The following is a 15,954-nucleotide window of genomic DNA, read 5'->3' on the forward strand; positions in this document are numbered from 1 at the left end:
CAGAACGGAGCGACTCGAAGATGAGTGGCGACATCAAACTCACCGTGATGCCGGTGGGCAAGTTCGAGGCCAGTCTGTCCTGGCTGCTGTTCGACCCGGCGCGCGTCGTCGGCACGCGTCAGGAACCCCAGCGGGCAGCCCCGTGGGTGGACGTACCCGTCCACTCGGTGCTCATCCAGCACCCCGAGGGCAATCTCCTGTGGGACACAGGGCTGCCGCGTGACTGGGAGACCAAATGGGCGCCGACCGGCTTGACCGACTACTGGCCGGTCGTCGCCGAGGAACAGGAGTGGTTCGACTCCCGGCTCCGCCAGGCCGGCGTGGAGACCGGTGACATCGACTACCTCGTCTTCTCCCATCTGCACTGGGACCACGCGGGCAACGGCTGGATGTTCAACGGCACCGACGCCAAGGTCGTGTGCAGTCAGGCGGAGTACGACGGCGCATTCGGCTTCGAGGGGTACTGCGACGGGCCCTTCATCCGCAGTGACTACGGGGAACTGCCCTTCCAGACCGTCACCGAGGACACCGAGATCCTTCCCGGAGTCACCCTGCTCCAGACCCCGGGGCACACCTGGGGAACCATGTCCCTGCAGGTGGACCTGCCCGACACCGGAACGATGATCTTCACTTCCGACGCCATCTTCCTCGGCGACAACTACGGTCCGCCCAGCGTCACGCCCGGCATCGTCCACGACAGCCAGAAGTGGCTGGCTTCCGTCGAGAAGATCAGGGGCATCGCCGAACGCACCGATGCGACCGTGATCTTCGGTCATGACGCGGAACAGGCGCCACACATCCGATCCGCCCCGGAGTTCTACACCTGACGACCGGGCTTCCAGCCGGAGGCAAGATCCCATGCCGATCTACGAGTACGAGTGCACCGAGGCCCACCGCTTCGAATCCATCGTCCCCCGCTGGGACTCACCCAACCCGACGTGTCCGCAGTGCACCGCGGACACCCGGCGGCGCCCGGCCGCCGGCGCGCTGCTCACGGGGACGGCGAGCGTGCCGCCGCGCAGTGATCAGGCGCCCACGACGTGGCTGGGCACGCACCGGGGCAACCGCGATGTCACCACCGGCTGGCGCCGAGCACTCGAGAAGCGCGCAGCCCTGGAGGAACGCCACCCGGAACTCGCCACCCCCCGCTCGCCGGTTGTCGCCCACGAGGGCCACTACCACCGCGCACCACTGACCGTGGACGAGTTGCGCCGCAGTGCCGGCCGCGGTTCCCCGAAACCCACCGAGAAGGGTCCGGCGTCCTGACGACGCGAGCAGTCCCTCCTCCAGGCTCAACGAGGTGACATGAACAGCCCCCCACCGCCCCGACCACTGGCCGTGATCACCGGAGCGTCCGCCGGCATCGGCTATCAACTGGCCCTGCTGTTCGCCAAAGCCGGCTACGACCTGGTCGCCACGGGCCGCAGTGACCGCATCTTCTCCGTCGCCGACGACTTCAGCGAGTTCGGCGCCACCGTCCACGCCGTCCAGGCCGACCTCGCCCAGTACGAACAGGTCGAGACACTGTGGGACAAGACCATGTCCCTGGGCCGGCCCATCGACGTCGCCGTCATCAACGCCGGCATCGGCGTCGGCGGCGCCTCCTTCGCCGATACGGACCTGGCACAGGAACTGAACCTCATCCAGCTCAACTGCGCCTCCGTGGTCCACCTCGCCAAGCGGGTAGTGGTCCACATGAAGGCCAACCGCCGTGGCCGCATCCTCATCACCTCCTCCATCTCGGCGACCCAGCCCACTCCGTACGAGACCGTGTACGGACCCACCCGGGCCTTCACGTACTCCTTCGCCGAGTCCCTGCGCGAAGAACTCAGGCACGACGGCATCGTGGTCACCGCGCTGCTTCCAGGAGCGACCGACTCCGACTTCCACGCCCGCGCCGGAATGGGCAACACCGCCATCGGCCGGATGAAGAAGAACGACCGCACCCGGGTGGCGCGGCAGGGTTACGACGCGCTGATGAAGGGCCGCGACCACGTCGTCGGCGGAGACCTGGCAACGAAATTCCAGGCCCTGCTCAACCGGTTCCTGCCCGAACCGGTGAAGGCGGCCCGGCAAGGGAAGGCGGCCCGGCCATGACCGAACCCACCCACCATTACGCGCAGCTCTCCCAGGTACGGATGCACTACGTGGTGGCCGGCGAGGGCGAACCGCTGGTACTGCTGCACGGCTATCCGCAGACCTGGCTGTGCTGGAAGCGCGTCCTGCCCCATCTCACCGACCGGTTCCGCGTCATCATGCCGGACCTGCGCGGGCTCGGGGACACCTCCCGGCCGGCCGACGGGTACGACAAGAAGACCGTCGCGGCCGACGTGTGGGAACTCGTGCACGGCGAACTGGGAATCAGCACCTTCCATCTGGCCGGGCACGACTGGGGCGGAGTGGTCGCCTTCCGGCTGGCCGCCGACCACCGCGACGCGGTCAGCCACCTAGCCGTCGTCGACGTCGCCATTCCCGGCGACGGTGCCCCGGACATCGGCCAGGGCGGCCGCCGCTGGCACCACCGGTTCCTGCAGACACCCGATCTGCCCGAAACCCTGGTCGAAGGCCGCGAACACCACTACCTCGGCTGGTTCTGGCGCAACTACGGACACCGACCCGACGCGATCGATCCGGCAGACATCGCCGAGTACCTGCGCGTATACACCTCACCGGGCGCGACCCGGGCCGGATTCGCGTACTACCGCACCGTCACTCAGGACGTCGCGGACAACACCGGTCTGCCGCCGCTGGAGATGCCGGTGCTGGCGGTCGGTGGCGGCACCAGCTGGGGACGCGGCCATGAAGTCGCCTCCTCCTGCCGCACGATGGCCAAGGACGTCACAGAGGCCGTCATCGACGAATGCGGCCACTGGGTTCCCGACGAGCAGCCCGAAGCGCTGGCCGGGCACTTCCGCTCCTTCTTCACCGTCGCCCGGCCGTAACACCAGCCGCTCCCTCACCACATTCTCTGTCCGGAAGGACTCTCATGTCTGTCGTCGCGCCGATGGGGCGCACCATCGCCGAGCGGCTCGGGGTATCCACCGTCTGCTTCCGGCAACTTGAGCTGGCCCCGGCTCTGGAACGGATCGCCGCGCTCGGCGCCCGCGCGGTCGACCTCGTCGCGCTGCGCGGGCTGTGCGAGCACATCTCTCCCGACGGCGATCCACACCAGCTGCGGGCGGCCGTCGCCACGGTGCGAGCCAGCGGTCTGACGCCGCTCGCACTCAACGCGGACCCGCAGTCCTTCGACGAACAGGATCCAGCCGTGGTGCTCGACCGGGTCGAACGCCTCGCAGAGTTCTGCGCGACAGTCGGTGCGCCGCTGCTCATCCTGCCCGGTGGCGCCCTCGAACCCCGCACGGACGACGAGAGCTCCCGACTCGCCCGGGTCGTCGAAGGCTCCCGGAGGGCAGAGGTCATCGGCCTGCGCTACGGAGTACAGGTCGTCATAGAGGCCCCCCACTACCTTCGGCTGGCCTGCACTCTGGAACAGGCCGACCAACTGGGCGCGCACCTGCCCCTGGTGTTCGACACGTCCCATGTCGCGGCGGGCGGCGTCGACCCCGCCGAGGCGTTCACCCCACGCGCTCACCAGGTGGCTCACGTACAACTGCGCGACGCGGTCGCCGGCGACATCCGGCGCGCCATCGGGCACGGGTCCATCGACTTCACCCGCTTCTTCGACGCCTGCGAGTCCGCCGGCTATGAGGGCGCCTACGTCATGGAACTCGAGACCCGCAACAGCCCCTACGCCAGTAAGGACGACGAAGTGGCCGCGGCCCGCGAAGCGCTGCTGCGGGCGGCGACCGATGCCGCGTCAGGTCAGGAACCGAAGGAGACACCATGAAGCACGTGGCGTTCATCGGCGTCGGCGCCATCGGCCTGCCCATGGCGAAACACCTGGTTGCCGCCGGGCTCGACGTGACCGCGTTCGACGTCTCACCCACGCGCTTGGACGAGGCGGCCGCAGCAGGGATGCGTACGGCGACCAGCCCTGAGGAAGCCGCCACGGACGCGGACGTGGTCGTGGTGATGGTTGCCACTCCGCAGCAGCTCCACCATGCCGTTCTCGGCCCGCAGGGGGTGGCTGCGGGAATTGCCCCCGGGGCCTGCTGCGTGGTGATGAGCACGGTCGGTATCGATGCCGTCCGCGCAATCGACCAGGCCCTCGGCGAGCGCGATGTCGCAGTCCTCGACGTCCCCGTCACGGGCGGGGTGGCAGGAGCCGAGGCCGGCACACTGACTCTTCTCGCCGGCGGCGAGCCCGCGACGCTGGCCCGCTGTACACAGGTACTCGCGCCGATGGGACGCCTTGCCGTGTGCGGTCCGGCCGTCGGTGACGGCCAGGCGGTCAAGCTGGTCAACCAACTGCTGTGCAGTGTGCACCTGGCCGCGGCCGGAGAAGCGCTGGCTTTTGCCCGAGCCCTGGGACTCGATCCGGCCGCCGTACTGGAGATCATCGGAGGCGGCGCGGCCGGGTCATGGATGCTGTCCGACCGGGGGCCGCGCATGCTGGCCGAGGACCCGCCGGTCCGCTCCGCCGTCGACATTTTCGTGAAGGACTCGGGCCTCGTCGCCCAGGCGGCCGAGGCAGCCGATTTCGACGCGGCGCTCCTCGACGTCGCGGCAAGCCGCTTCTGGGCCGCCTCTGCAGCAGGGCTGGGCCGCGCCGACGACTCACGCGTCATCACCACCTACCTCGGCGACACCCTCGCATCCCTCGACGGGACCCCTGCCGCCGACCCGGTCCACACCGCCGGCCCGAGCAAGGAGAGCGGCCGATGACCCGCCTGTTCAACGATCCGGCAGCCTTCAGTGAGGACATGCTCACCGGATTCCTCGACGCCCATGCCCCCTACGTCACCGGCGTGCCCGGAGGTGTGGTCCGCGCCCAGCAGACGCCTCCGGGCAAGGTCGCCGTCATCGTCGGGGGCGGATCCGGCCACTATCCGGCCTTCTGCGGCATCGTCGGCCGCGGCTTCGCCGACGGCGCGGTCGTCGGCAACATCTTCACCTCGCCTTCCGCACGCGAGGCATACACGGTGGCGCGGGCCGCTGCCAGCGATGCCGGGGTGCTGATCACCTCCGGCAACTACGCGGGCGACGTCATGAACTTCACCGCCGCGGCCGAACAGCTGGTCGCTGAGGGGACCGACGCCCGGGTCCTGTTCGTCACCGACGACATCGCCAGCGCGCCCGTCGAGGAGACCGACCGTCGCCGCGGCGTCGCAGGAGACTTCGTGGTCTTCCGGATCGCCGGCGCCGCGGCCGAAGCGGGCTACGACCTCGACGGCGTCGAGGACCTGGCGCGGCGCGCCAACAGCCGCACCCGCACCCTGGGCGTCGCTTTCTCCGGCTGCACCCTGCCGGGAGCCGGTGCACCCCTCTTCACCGTCCCCGACCGGCGGATGGGAGTCGGGCTCGGTATTCACGGCGAACCGGGCGTGGCCGAGGCCGACCTGCCGTCCGCTGCCGAACTGGCCGCGCAGCTCGTCGACGGCCTCCTCGCCGAGCGTCCCCCGGAGTGCTCGGGCCGGGTCGCGGCGATCCTGAACGGTCTGGGCGCCACCAAGTACGAGGAGCTCTTCGTGCTCTGGGCAACGATCAGCCGGCTCCTGGCCGAGCACGGGCTCACCCTCGTGGAACCGGAGGTCGGCGAACTGGTGACCAGCCTCGACATGGCCGGGGTGTCGCTCACCCTGACGTTCCTGGACGACGAACTGGAGACGCTGTGGTGCGCGCCCACGGACACCCCCGCCTACCGCAAGGGCATTGCCAGGCTCGCTCCCGACGACCGGACGCAAGCGCGCATCCCGAAAGCCCCGGTCATCGCCCAGACCGACACCGCAGGCATCCCGTCGGCCTCACCCGCCTCGCGGCAGGCCGCCTCCACCGCGGCCCGCGCCCTGGAGGCGATGCGCGCCACACTGATCGACTCCGCTGATGAGCTGGGCCGTATCGACGCGGTCGCGGGCGACGGCGACCACGGACGCGGCATGGTCAAGGGCGTGACCGCTGCCGTGGAAGCGGCCGCACCCCTCGTCGAGCGGGGCGCGGGCATAACCACGCTGCTCTCTGCCGCGGGCGACGCCTGGGCCGCGAAAGCCGGCGGCACCTCCGGCGCCCTCTGGGGCGCCGGGCTGTGCGCCGCAGGAGCCTCCCTGACCGACAGCGCGCCCACGGTCACGGCCGAGGACGTCGTCGGTGCCGTACGGACGGGACTCAAGGCCGTCAGCGCTCTCGGCAAGGCCGCCCCGGGAGACAAAACGCTGCTCGATGCGGCCGTGCCCTTTGCCGACGCGCTGGAGGCTTCCCTCCGCGGTGGCGCGGACCTTCACACCGCATGGAGTGAAGCGGTAGACGTGGCGCAGGCCGCTGCCCTGGCCACCGCCGAGCTGCTGCCGAGGGTCGGCCGGGCACGCCCCCTTGCGGCCCGCAGCATCGGCACCCCCGACGCCGGCGCGATTTCGTACGCCTTGTGCGCCCGGTCCGCTCTCTCCGCCATGACGAAGGAGCAGGTCGGATGACAGCACGAACACAGCCCATCCGGGTGGTCGTCGGCTGCGACGACGCGGGACTGGACTACAAGGAGACCCTCAAGGCCGACCTGCAGACCGACGAGCGGGTCACCGAAGTCATCGACGTGGGGGTGGGCATCGGGGAGACGACCGCCTACCCGCATGTCGCGGTCACCGCCGCTCGACTCATCGCGGAAGGCAGAGCCGAACGGGCGCTCCTCGTGTGCGGCACCGGCCTGGGAATGGCCATCTCCGCCAACAAAGTACCGGGCATCCGGGCCGTGACCGCCCACGACAGCTTCTCCGTGGAGCGAGCCGTACTCTCCAACGACGCCCAGGTCCTCTGCTTCGGGCAGCGTGTGGTCGGACTGGAACTCGCACGTCGTCTCGCCCGCGAATGGCTGGGCTACCGGTTCGACACGGCCTCGGCGTCCGCGGCCAAGGTCGCAGCGATCCGTGGGTACGAAGACGACGAAGCAGGGCATGACCCCGGCGCTGCCTGAAAGCGAACCGATCGCGGCAACGGGCCGGTGCCCACGTCGAAAACGACCAGCCACGTAGCGACGCGGTGTGGGGCGCACCGCAATTTGGTGCATGACTGCTGGCCAGGTTGGTCGCCAGCGTGGTCATGGCTGGGACTGCTGCATTGAGGTTCCCTCGTTGCGGGGGCCCCTATGACTTTGGTCAAGGGGCAATCGGGGTTGGCGGTTGGTAGAAGGTGCCGTCGCGGAGCATCGCGAAGAGCACGTCGGCTCGGCGGCGGGCGAGGCAGAGGATGGCCTGGGTGTGGTGCTTGCCCTGGGCGATCTTCTTGTCGTGGTAGGTGCGGGAGGCCGGGTCGGCCAGCGCGGCGAACGCGGACAGGAAGAAGGCTCGTTTGAGCTGCTTGTTTCCTCTGCGCGAAGGCTGTTCGCCGCGGATGGAGGACCCGGAGTTGCGGGTCGCCGGGGCGAGGCCGGCATAGGCGGCGAGGTGGGCGGCGGACGGGAACGCGGTGCCGTCACCGACGTCGATGAGGATGCGGGCGCCGGTCCTGATGCCGATGCCGGGCATGGACATCAGGACCTTGGCAAGAGGGTGGGCCTCCAGCAGTTCCTCGATCCGGTGGGCCAGCAGTTTGCGCTGGTCGAGGACGGACTGCAGGGAGTTGGCGAGGCTGGGGACGATCAGCGCGGCGGCGTCCGTGCCCGGAACGACGACGGTCTGTTCGTCGAGCGCGGTGAAGACGTCGTCGATCAGCCGTTCGGCCATCCTGGGTGCCTTCGGGCGGATCAGGGTGATGAGGCGTCGGCGTCCGGCCTTGCGGATCTGGGCCGGCGAGCCGAACTGGTCCAGCAGCCTGAGCACGGCCGGGTGCTGCATACGTGGGCCCAGGACGCGTTCCAGATGCGGGTGGATCTGCGTGAACAGGCCCCGCAGCCGGTTGGACAGGCGGGTCGCCTCGGCAGCGAGGTCGTCGTCGAACCCGACAAGCATCTGCAGCTCGGCGATCGTCTCGTCGTCGAGGTCGACCGACCGCAGCGTGTGGGGCATCGACCTGGCCGCGTCGGCAATGATGAACGCGTCCTTCGCGTCGGTCTTGGCCTCGCCGGGATAGAGGTCGGCGATCCTGCGCATCGTCAGGCCTGGCAGGTAGGCGACGTGGCAGCCCAGGTCACGGGCAATGGTCAGCGGCAGGGCGCCGATGGAGGCCACCTGGTCGACGATGACGAGCACGGTGCCGTGCTTGGCCTGCAGCCTGGCGAAGACCTCGCGGAGTTTGGGCTCGCTGTTGGGCAGTCTGCGGTCGAAGGTCTTCTTCCCGGCCGGAGTGAGCGCGGTGGCGTGGTGTTCGCCTTTGCCGACGTCCAGGCCGAGGTAGACGTCAATATCGTCGGTATCGATCACGTGTGGTGTCCTCCGGTCGTACTCACCCGGCCCTGCCACGGCACTGATGTGAAGTAGGCCGCCGACGAGGTGTCCGTGGCTCGGGTCCTTTTCGACGGCCCCCGGCCCGAACCGCCCGTGCGACTTTCATCGCAGGCGGCTCTCCAGTGATCTTCGTGTTCCGTCAGCCGTCGGCGTGGATGTCGGTGTGACAGTCGCGGCAGGCCACAAGAGCCTTGCGCCGTTTCCTGAGCATCACCTGCACCCACGTCGGGTGGGGCTGCCTGCGGTTGTCGAGATCGACGAGGCTGCGGACGTGATGGACGGTGATGCCGTCCGTTCTGCCGCAGATCTCGCAGCGTCCGGCGATGAGCCTGGAGACCAGCTCCCGTCGCCGGGGCGCCGCCCTGATCGTGGATTTGTCGGTGATCACGGCCGTCTTCTGTCGTCGCAGCGGAATGCCGCCGAACCGTGCGACCAGCGCTTTCCTGCCAGGACGCTCTGTGGTGACCTGCAAGCACACGCGGGGCCCGACTATGGTGACGGCCTTGGCCCTGTACTTGCGGGCCATGGCCGAGACGGTCGAGCGGTGCTTGCCGGCGAGCGTCTTGAGGAGCGACGTCTCCATGACCCAGTGGAGTCGGGTCAGCCGGAAGACGTCACTGGCGAGCAGGTAGTACTGGACGATGCCCCGGTACTCGGCCCCGAACTTCCTGACGATGTCCCGGTCGGGGGCGCCGAACAAGTCGGAGCAATGCGCGGGTTTGCCGCGCTTGAGGTAGCGGGACCAGTAGGCGTTGATCACCGGGATCGGCACCCGCAGTCGGATCACACCGTTGACGGATCTGCGTCCGTTCGTGATCTTCGTGCTGCTGTGCTGGACGGTGATCTCGTAGCCGAGGAACCGTGCCGCCTCTGTGCGGGCGTGGGTGATCAGGGTCTTGTCGGGCGACAGTTCGAGCTTGAGGTCGTCGCGCAGGAACTGGGCCAGACGTGCCTTGATCTCCTCAGCTTCGGCCTTGGGTCCGATGAACCCGAGCAGGGTGTCGTCCGCTTATGCCGATCCCGCGGTTATGCCGACGTCGAGCGGTGGATGCTGGTCGGCGGGCGTATCCGGGCTGATCTGCCCGGCATAATTTGTAGTCAGCCTGGCGGTGGTCCCTTCGACGTCCGGAGAGTCGGTTACTGCCGAGCCTGATCAGCTGGAGGAAGGGCCGGAGTTGACGGCGCAGGTGGTGGAGGGCTTCCTTGCGGTACGGCGTCCTCTGGCTCTCTCTCGGACGCTACGAAAAACCCGGACTCCTGCGAAACCTTCCGACGCCAGCCGCCTGGTTATGTCGATCGTTCCCGAGCAGCCGCTCGTCCCAACCAGGCATTCAGCCTCCACCGTCGGCATAACCCGACGCACTGCATAATGCGATCTATGCCGAGTTCGGCATAGGTCCGCGTAGCGGACATAACGGAGCCTGCGGTAGGCCGGATCCTGTGGATCCGAGCTGGGCAGGGCCCGCAACTGCTGGCGCAGTTTCCGGGACTCGGCCTGATCGCCTCGTCCGTGGGCTCTGCGCATCGCGTAGTACAGCCTGTGGTACTTCCGGTTCGGCCGCCGGGAGACCCCTCGGGTGTAATCCGGGATGAGGACCGTCTCGACGAACGTGTCCAGCCGGTCCAGGTAGATGTTCGACAGGACGGGGGACGCGACTCCGCCCTGCGGGGAACCGCTGAGCGTCGCGTTGAAGATCCAGTCTTCCAGGTACCCGGCTTGCAGCATGTTCCTGATCAGCCGGAGGAACCGGCCGTCGTGGATGTTCGCCGCCAGCGTCGCCATCATGACGTCGTGGTCGAGACTGCCGAAGCAGTCGGCGATGTCCCCTTCGACGAACCAGGTCGTGCCCTGCCAGGTGTCCGCGATCTTACGAAGCGCGGAGTGGCAGCCCCGACCCGGCCGGAAACCATGGGACGCGTCGCTGAAGGTCGGCTCGCAGTACGCCTCCAACAGCAGACGTACGACTTCCGCCACCAGCTTGTCCGTCCATGAAGGAAGGCCCAGCGGGCGGCGTTTGCCGCTCTTCTTCGGGATGTAGACCCGGCGTGCCGGACTCCACCGGAAGCGCTCGTGGCGCAACGCGTCGATGACGCGTTCGATCTTGTCCAGCGACATGCCGTCCACGGTCTCCCCGGTCTCCCCGGGCGTCATCGCCCCCTGGTTGGAGTAGAGGCGCCCGTAGGCCAACAGGTACAGCTGCGGGTTGAACAGTTGTCGATACAGTTCCTCGCACGGCAGGTTGCGCCTGCCGCGGTCACGCAGGACACCCAGCACCGTTTCGGCGCTCTGCATTTCGCATACCTCCCGGACCGGGATGTCCGATCACCTGTGCCCCTTCGCCGTGCGGACGGCGTTACCGTCCTCCCCGGCAGGTCGTGACTCCTGCGACTACTACGGGCACTCCGTCGCCCTAGGACTCGCGTCCCGTAGGCGATCCCATGTTCGTCTCCGACGTACGTAACAGCGTGATGTAGGCGCCCCACTCATCTCCTTGAACGCTCTGACTGAGCGTCGCGTCGCCGTCCGGAAGGTGCGGCGGCCACACCATCAATCCACCGCAGACGACGACTCCGGCTTCGGACGCGGTGCCGGAGGAGTCTTCGTTGCCTCCGCTGGAGATTGGGGTTCAGGCAGTTCAGCTTTCGCCATGTCACGCGGGCCCCCTGACGCACCGTCCGTAGCGTCTCGGCACGGCCGCCAGTTTCCTGACATGCTCTTGTCCCGTCACCGTTTCCGGATCGGGTAAGTCATCAGGCCCAGGAACCTCCTTCCAAGTTCCTCCCGGCTTCGCCGGGGATACGTCAGAGCGCCTCATGGCGCACTGATGGCCGAAGGTCTTCTTCCAGGTCGCGACCGCATCCTGCTTCTCGGAGTGTGCGAGCACCAGCACGCCGTCGATATCCACGATCACCTGGCCGTCGGCGGCCGGACTGTCTTCACCGGCCAACTCCCAGACGCGCGTCCGTACTTCGGAACGTGCGCCTCGGATCGCCGCGAGAGCCTTCGGGCCGGACGTGGCGAGGGCGTCGACGAGCCGGGAGACCGTCGGATCGGAGGCCACCGGGCCGAACACGTCGGGCTCGGCCCGCAGCATGGCGACATCGGCCAGGCAGTCGCCGCCGAGTGCGACGGCCAGGGCCACATCCAGCAGGATCTTGCCCGGGTCGTGCACAGTCCGCGGCTTGCGCCACGGTGCCAGCGCCGCCGATATCGCCGTGTCCAGGCCCGACTTGCGGACCGTTTCGACCAGCAGCACCGCCCCGGCCTGCGAGACCACCCCACGGCCGCTGCCCTCGACACGGACACGCGGATAGGACCCGCTACGCTTCTTCACCTGGAGAGCGCTTCTTTCCTTGCAGCTGACAGGACCCTCGACAAGTCCCATCGTTGCAGGTCAGCGGCACTCTCCAGTTATTTGATCAAGACCCGGACAGGCCCACTCGCGAAAGCGCGAGGCAAGCGGCAGCGCACGGCAGTGCTCACTGACGTCCGGCCGGTCATGGCCAGCATGAAGCGCAACGAGCTGATCCACCGGCTCCTCGCCGAGTGCTGCGAGACGCGGACGAACCTTGAGGTTCACCACGTCCGCAAACTTGCCGATCTCAACCGGCCCGGACGCCGGGAAAGGCCCGGGTGGGTCCATCTGATGGCGATGCGACGGCGCAAGACCCTTGTGCTCTGCCGTCGCTGCCACGAAGACATCCACGCGGGACGCCCCACAGCAGCACCACGGAAATGATCACACCGCGCTGCGGGCCGACTCAACCACCCCGGCGCCCAGTTGCGCTTCACCGACGTCGACGGGCTGCGGCTGACCTGCTTCGCCACGAACACCGCCGGCACCACGATCGCCGCATTGGAACTGCGGCACCGTCAGCGCGCCCGCGCCGAGGACCGGATCCGCGCCGCCCGCGACACCGGCCTGCGCAACCTGCCCCTGCACCACACCGCGCAGAACCAGGTCTGGCTGGAGATCGTCCAGATCGCCCTGGACCTGCTGGCATGGATGCCGATGCTCGCCCTGACCGGCCGAGCCCGCCGCTGGGAACCCAAGCGCCTACGGCTGCGGCTGTTCTCCGCCGCCGCCCGCCTGGTCACCACCGGCCGCCGACGCATTCTGCGCATGGCCCGCCACTGGCCCTGGACCGACACGATCACCAGCGCCTTCACCAGACTCCAGGCCCTGCCGAACCCCGACTGACCAGCCAGCGACCCACCCCGACGAGCAGCCGAACGCCCCGGAGCCGTGGAACCCGGCGCTCACCCGACGCGACAGTCGGGCCGTCACCATGCTCACCATCACCGCGACAAGCCGAAGCGGCCCACCGGAGAAACCGACGGACCGTCACGAAACTTCGAGGCTAACGAGCCGAAGTCAGTATCGCCACCGAATCCGTGCTCCGCGAGTTGGCCGGCTCCACCGCAGAGGCATGCATCGTTCCTCTCGGCCAGCACCTCTGACTCTTGCCGATGACCGACGCGCTGTTCGATACGGTCACGGCCGCCGGAGCACCCGAGCTCAACGGGTTCTGGAAGGCACCACCGGACTTTGATCGCCTGCTGACCCCGTGCTCGGGGACAGGACCGGCGGCCTACATCGAGGCCGACTACTTCGGCGGGGTAGGGACCCAGACCGTACAGGGTCCGGCGGACCGATCCCCGCTCGATTCCCGACTCGATGTGGGACGAGTTCTTCGGGGCAATGACCTGCGACCGGGACCGGGCTGCGGTCCTGCTCTACGTCTCCAGTGGCTCCCGGGCCAGCGAATTGTCCGCCGAGCTGGTCCATGCCGTCGCTCAGAAAACCGGACCAACGCGACTCTCCCCGCGGCCCGGAGGCTCCCCCAGGCGCATGAAATCCAGTCGACAGCAGACCGGACATACGACTCTTTGCCAAAGGAATAGCAGTTGACCTGCAACGATCGAGGCTAGACTAGAAGGCGGCAGCGGCCACCGCCTCGGCTTCCGGCAACAGGTCCTTGCTCTCCTGGATCACCCTCTCGTACGTGCGCTCGTGGTCCCCGCTTTCGAGAGCGAACCGCAGGAGCGAGCCGGACCAGTTGTCGAAGAGTGAGAACGTGCGGTCCACCATCCGCTTGGCTTCCTCGCGCTGTGCGTCGTCGAGGGACGGCAGGCTTTTCTCTTCTACCTCGGGCGACTTTATGCTGTGCGACGCTTCCGCCATGTAGTGCTTCGTGCCGAAGAACTCACATTCGCGACCGTCCCGCAGGGCGATTCCCCGGCAGTGGGTGAAGATCGTGATGGAGACGGCCTCGATGGACTCGACCATCGCGAAAACGGCGTACGTGGGGGCGCCCGCGGCGAGCGCGGCCAGCTCCAGGCAAAGACGTCGAGAGTGGCTGAAGTCCGCGCTCCACAGGACCCGCGTGGCGTCCGACAGGGGCATGCTGCTGTCGGCCCCCAGCTTCTCCAGGTCGGTCAGCATCCACTGCCAGTGGAAGTCCTCTTCGTACGTGTGCGCGTTCAGAAGGGCCTGCAGCTGATCGGGCCGGGCATTGCTTTCGTCTTTGCGGAAGACGTACTTGTTGAGATCGGAGTAGCCCATGATGAAGGGAACCACGCTGGGCCCCCAAGCCAGACGCCTTTCTCCGGGGAGTGACTCGTCGGCGAGCAGGCGAGTGAAGAATGCGTGGTTCTCGTACGAATTCCGATGTTCTTCGATGTAGTCGATGACCTTCTGCATGGAAAACTCCGTTCACGGCCTGTCGGCATCTCCGCAGCAACAAGGGGAGAAGACAGCATCGCATAGGCATCTGCAACTCATGATGTTTCACAAAGCGTTGACATGGAGTCTGCCCTTCTTTCCCGTCGGGAATGCCCTTCCTTATGGAGCGCACAGCCGCACCGCGACCGGCCGGTGATCGATCCCGGCAGCCGAGGACGCCAGCCAGGTCCGGCGCCACCGTACCCCCACCGTCATGACCGCCCTGCGCGACCTGGCACGCGCCACTTTCCACCGCGCCGGCTGAGCCAACCCCGCCAGCGCTCGACGCGCGCACGGTCAACCCGAGGCCGTCCTGACCGTCTACGGCATCCCGTGATCAAACCGGGCGAACGTGAGTCTCCCCTGGGCCTGGGGAGAGGACCTCAGCTGCCAGACACTCGTACTCGGCGCCAGCTGACGGCTCGCCGTCGAAGTAGTCCTCCAGAAGCCTGAGCGCTGCCATTCCTTTGGCGCCGGCGTCACCTGGCCGTCCTCCAGCCCTGCAACCCAACAGTCCGGCAGCCGGCCGCTGACGACGGTGAACTTGGCGGCATCACATAGCCCAGGAGAGTCTCGCTCCACCACGACGTCGGGTCGCTCAGGGATCCGGATCAGCACCCGGCTTGCGGTTGTGATGACCTCCAGGACCGGATACTCCACGCCGCCCCGGATCTCTGGGTGATCATTCACCACCTCTCCGCTCGTCGGGCTGATGATCTGGACACATCGGACGATCATGCGGGCACCCTACGCGGGCTCAAGCGGGCCCCGCCCTTCGGCTTGACTTAGAGGTCCTAACAGAAGCTGTTGATCATGTGACTGTCGGCCTGGTTGCTCGTTGGTCTGGTCGTGGGGAAGAGACAGTCGCGGCCGTGGATCGTTTCGGACGAATTGTGGGCGCTGGTCGAGCCGTTGCTGCCCAAGCCGGGTCCGAAACTGGTCAAGGGCAGGCCGCGGATACCGGACCGGCAGGCCCTGTGCGGGATCCTGTTCGTGCTGCATACCGGCATCCAGTGGGAGTACCTGCCCCAGGAGCTGGGCTTCGGCTCGGGCATGACCTGCTGGCGGCGTCTGGCCGCGTGGAACGAGGCCGGTGTGTGGGACGAACTGCACCTGGTGCTGCTGAAGAAGCTGCGGGCGGCGAAGAAGCTGGACTGGTCGCGGGCGGCGATCGACTCCTCCCACGTCAGGGCGGCCCGAAGGGGCCCAAAAGCGGGCCCAGCCCGGTCGACCGCGCACGGCCGGGCAGCAAGCACCACGTCCTCACCGACGCCCAGGGCATCCCGCTCGCGGTGTCGCTGACCGGCGGAAACCGCAACGACGTCACCCAACTCCTGCCCTTGCTCGACAAGGTCCCGGCCGTGGCCGGCGTCGTCGGCCGACCCAGACGCCGCCCCGACGCACTCCTCGCAGACCGCGGCTACGACCACGACAAGTACCGCCGACTGCTGTGGCAGCGCGGCATCCGCCCGGTCATCGCTGAACGAGGCCAACCCCACGGCTCCGGCCTGGGCGTTTTCCGGTACGTGGTCGAACGCACCATCGCCTGGCTGCACGGCTTCCGCCGCCTGCGGATCCGCTGGGAACGACGCGACGACATCCACGAAGCCTTCCTCGGCCTCGCCACCTGCCTGATCACCCACCGCCACGTTCAACGCCTTTGTTAGGACCTCTTAGAACTCCTAACAAAGTGCCAAGTTTTTCAGTCGTCGCCAGCAGATGATGCTGCAGGCCAGACTGAGGAACGCTTCGTGGATGTCGTCGCGGATCTCCCAGCGGATGCGTAACCGGCGGAACCA

13 protein-coding genes and 3 pseudogenes are annotated in these 15,954 nt (G+C 67.8%); 11 read left to right on the top strand and 5 right to left on the bottom strand.

Annotated features, from left to right (window positions below; genetic code table 11):
• The first annotated feature begins 20 nt into the window (after positions 1–20).
• From ACFPIH_RS54405 to ACFPIH_RS54440, 8 genes are read left to right on the top strand one after another with little or no spacing between them, the layout of a single operon-like run.
• Positions 21–827: an N-acyl homoserine lactonase family protein gene (locus ACFPIH_RS54405; RefSeq protein WP_381187283.1), complete on the top strand. Its 807-nt coding sequence runs from the start codon at positions 21–23 to the stop codon at positions 825–827.
• Between the two features lie 31 nt (positions 828–858).
• Entirely contained in the window at positions 859–1,266 is a 408-nt protein-coding gene (locus ACFPIH_RS54410; protein WP_381187282.1) for an FmdB family zinc ribbon protein, read from the top strand.
• 39 nt (positions 1,267–1,305) lie between these two features.
• The gene (locus ACFPIH_RS54415) at positions 1,306–2,097 is read left to right on the top strand and encodes an SDR family NAD(P)-dependent oxidoreductase (RefSeq protein WP_381187279.1); all 792 of its coding nucleotides are present in this window, start codon (positions 1,306–1,308) and stop codon (positions 2,095–2,097) included.
• On the top strand, positions 2,094–2,942 hold the full coding sequence (locus ACFPIH_RS54420; RefSeq protein WP_381187277.1) for an alpha/beta fold hydrolase: 849 nt from the start codon (positions 2,094–2,096) through the stop codon (positions 2,940–2,942). Before ACFPIH_RS54415 ends, ACFPIH_RS54420 begins: the two co-directional genes overlap by 4 nt.
• A gap of 44 nt (positions 2,943–2,986) precedes the next feature.
• Positions 2,987–3,847 (top strand): sugar phosphate isomerase/epimerase family protein, encoded by an 861-nt coding sequence (locus ACFPIH_RS54425; RefSeq protein ID WP_381187274.1) that lies wholly within the window; start codon positions 2,987–2,989, stop codon positions 3,845–3,847.
• The gene (locus tag ACFPIH_RS54430; RefSeq protein WP_381187272.1) at positions 3,844–4,785 is read left to right on the top strand and encodes an NAD(P)-dependent oxidoreductase; all 942 of its coding nucleotides are present in this window, start codon (positions 3,844–3,846) and stop codon (positions 4,783–4,785) included. Before ACFPIH_RS54425 ends, ACFPIH_RS54430 begins: the two co-directional genes overlap by 4 nt.
• Entirely contained in the window at positions 4,782–6,527 is a 1,746-nt protein-coding gene (locus ACFPIH_RS54435; RefSeq protein WP_381187269.1) for a dihydroxyacetone kinase family protein, read from the top strand. Before ACFPIH_RS54430 ends, ACFPIH_RS54435 begins: the two co-directional genes overlap by 4 nt.
• Complete coding sequence (locus ACFPIH_RS54440; protein WP_381187266.1) at positions 6,524–7,021, top strand: ribose-5-phosphate isomerase; 498 nt, start codon at positions 6,524–6,526, stop codon at positions 7,019–7,021. The genes ACFPIH_RS54435 and ACFPIH_RS54440 overlap by 4 nt, the downstream gene beginning before the upstream one ends.
• 181 nt (positions 7,022–7,202) lie before the next feature.
• Here the strand turns inward: ACFPIH_RS54440 and ACFPIH_RS54445 are convergent, their stop codons facing one another.
• The 4 genes and pseudogenes from ACFPIH_RS54445 to ACFPIH_RS54460 form a co-directional block, all read right to left on the bottom strand.
• On the bottom strand, positions 7,203–8,405 hold the full coding sequence (locus tag ACFPIH_RS54445) for an IS110 family RNA-guided transposase (protein WP_381187264.1): 1,203 nt from the start codon (positions 8,403–8,405) through the stop codon (positions 7,203–7,205).
• A gap of 163 nt (positions 8,406–8,568) precedes the next feature.
• Positions 8,569–9,216 (bottom strand): group II intron reverse transcriptase/maturase, encoded by a 648-nt coding sequence (locus ACFPIH_RS54450; RefSeq protein ID WP_381187262.1) that lies wholly within the window; start codon positions 9,214–9,216, stop codon positions 8,569–8,571.
• A 609-nt stretch (positions 9,217–9,825) separates the two neighbouring features.
• Positions 9,826–10,722, bottom strand: a pseudogene (locus ACFPIH_RS54455) (reverse transcriptase/maturase family protein); the annotation flags it as partial.
• A gap of 474 nt (positions 10,723–11,196) precedes the next feature.
• A pseudogene (locus ACFPIH_RS54460) lies at positions 11,197–11,764 on the bottom strand (transposase); the annotation flags it as partial.
• A 174-nt stretch (positions 11,765–11,938) separates the two neighbouring features.
• Between ACFPIH_RS54460 and ACFPIH_RS54465 the strand changes: the two are divergent.
• Together ACFPIH_RS54465 and ACFPIH_RS54470 are read left to right on the top strand one after the other, a co-directional pair.
• On the top strand, positions 11,939–12,169 hold the full coding sequence (locus ACFPIH_RS54465) for an HNH endonuclease (RefSeq protein WP_385879332.1): 231 nt from the start codon (positions 11,939–11,941) through the stop codon (positions 12,167–12,169).
• 27 nt (positions 12,170–12,196) lie between these two features.
• Positions 12,197–12,631: pseudogene (locus ACFPIH_RS54470) on the top strand (transposase); the annotation flags it as partial.
• Between the two features lie 732 nt (positions 12,632–13,363).
• Here the strand turns inward: ACFPIH_RS54470 and ACFPIH_RS54475 are convergent.
• Complete coding sequence (locus ACFPIH_RS54475) at positions 13,364–14,134, bottom strand: hypothetical protein (RefSeq protein ID WP_381187256.1); 771 nt, start codon at positions 14,132–14,134, stop codon at positions 13,364–13,366.
• An 897-nt stretch (positions 14,135–15,031) separates the two neighbouring features.
• Here ACFPIH_RS54475 and ACFPIH_RS54480 point away from each other — a divergent pair.
• Positions 15,032–15,822, top strand: a protein-coding gene (locus tag ACFPIH_RS54480) for an IS5 family transposase (protein WP_385879335.1) whose coding sequence is annotated in 2 segments (ribosomal slippage) — positions 15,032–15,353 and positions 15,353–15,822 — 792 coding nt in all. Because the reading frame shifts where the segments join, the coding sequence is not laid out codon by codon here.
• The last annotated feature ends 132 nt before the right edge of the window (positions 15,823–15,954 follow it).

The sequence above is a fragment of the Streptomyces vulcanius genome (genome assembly GCF_042653945.1).
GTDB lineage: Bacteria > Actinomycetota > Actinomycetes > Streptomycetales > Streptomycetaceae > Streptomyces > Streptomyces mangrovi.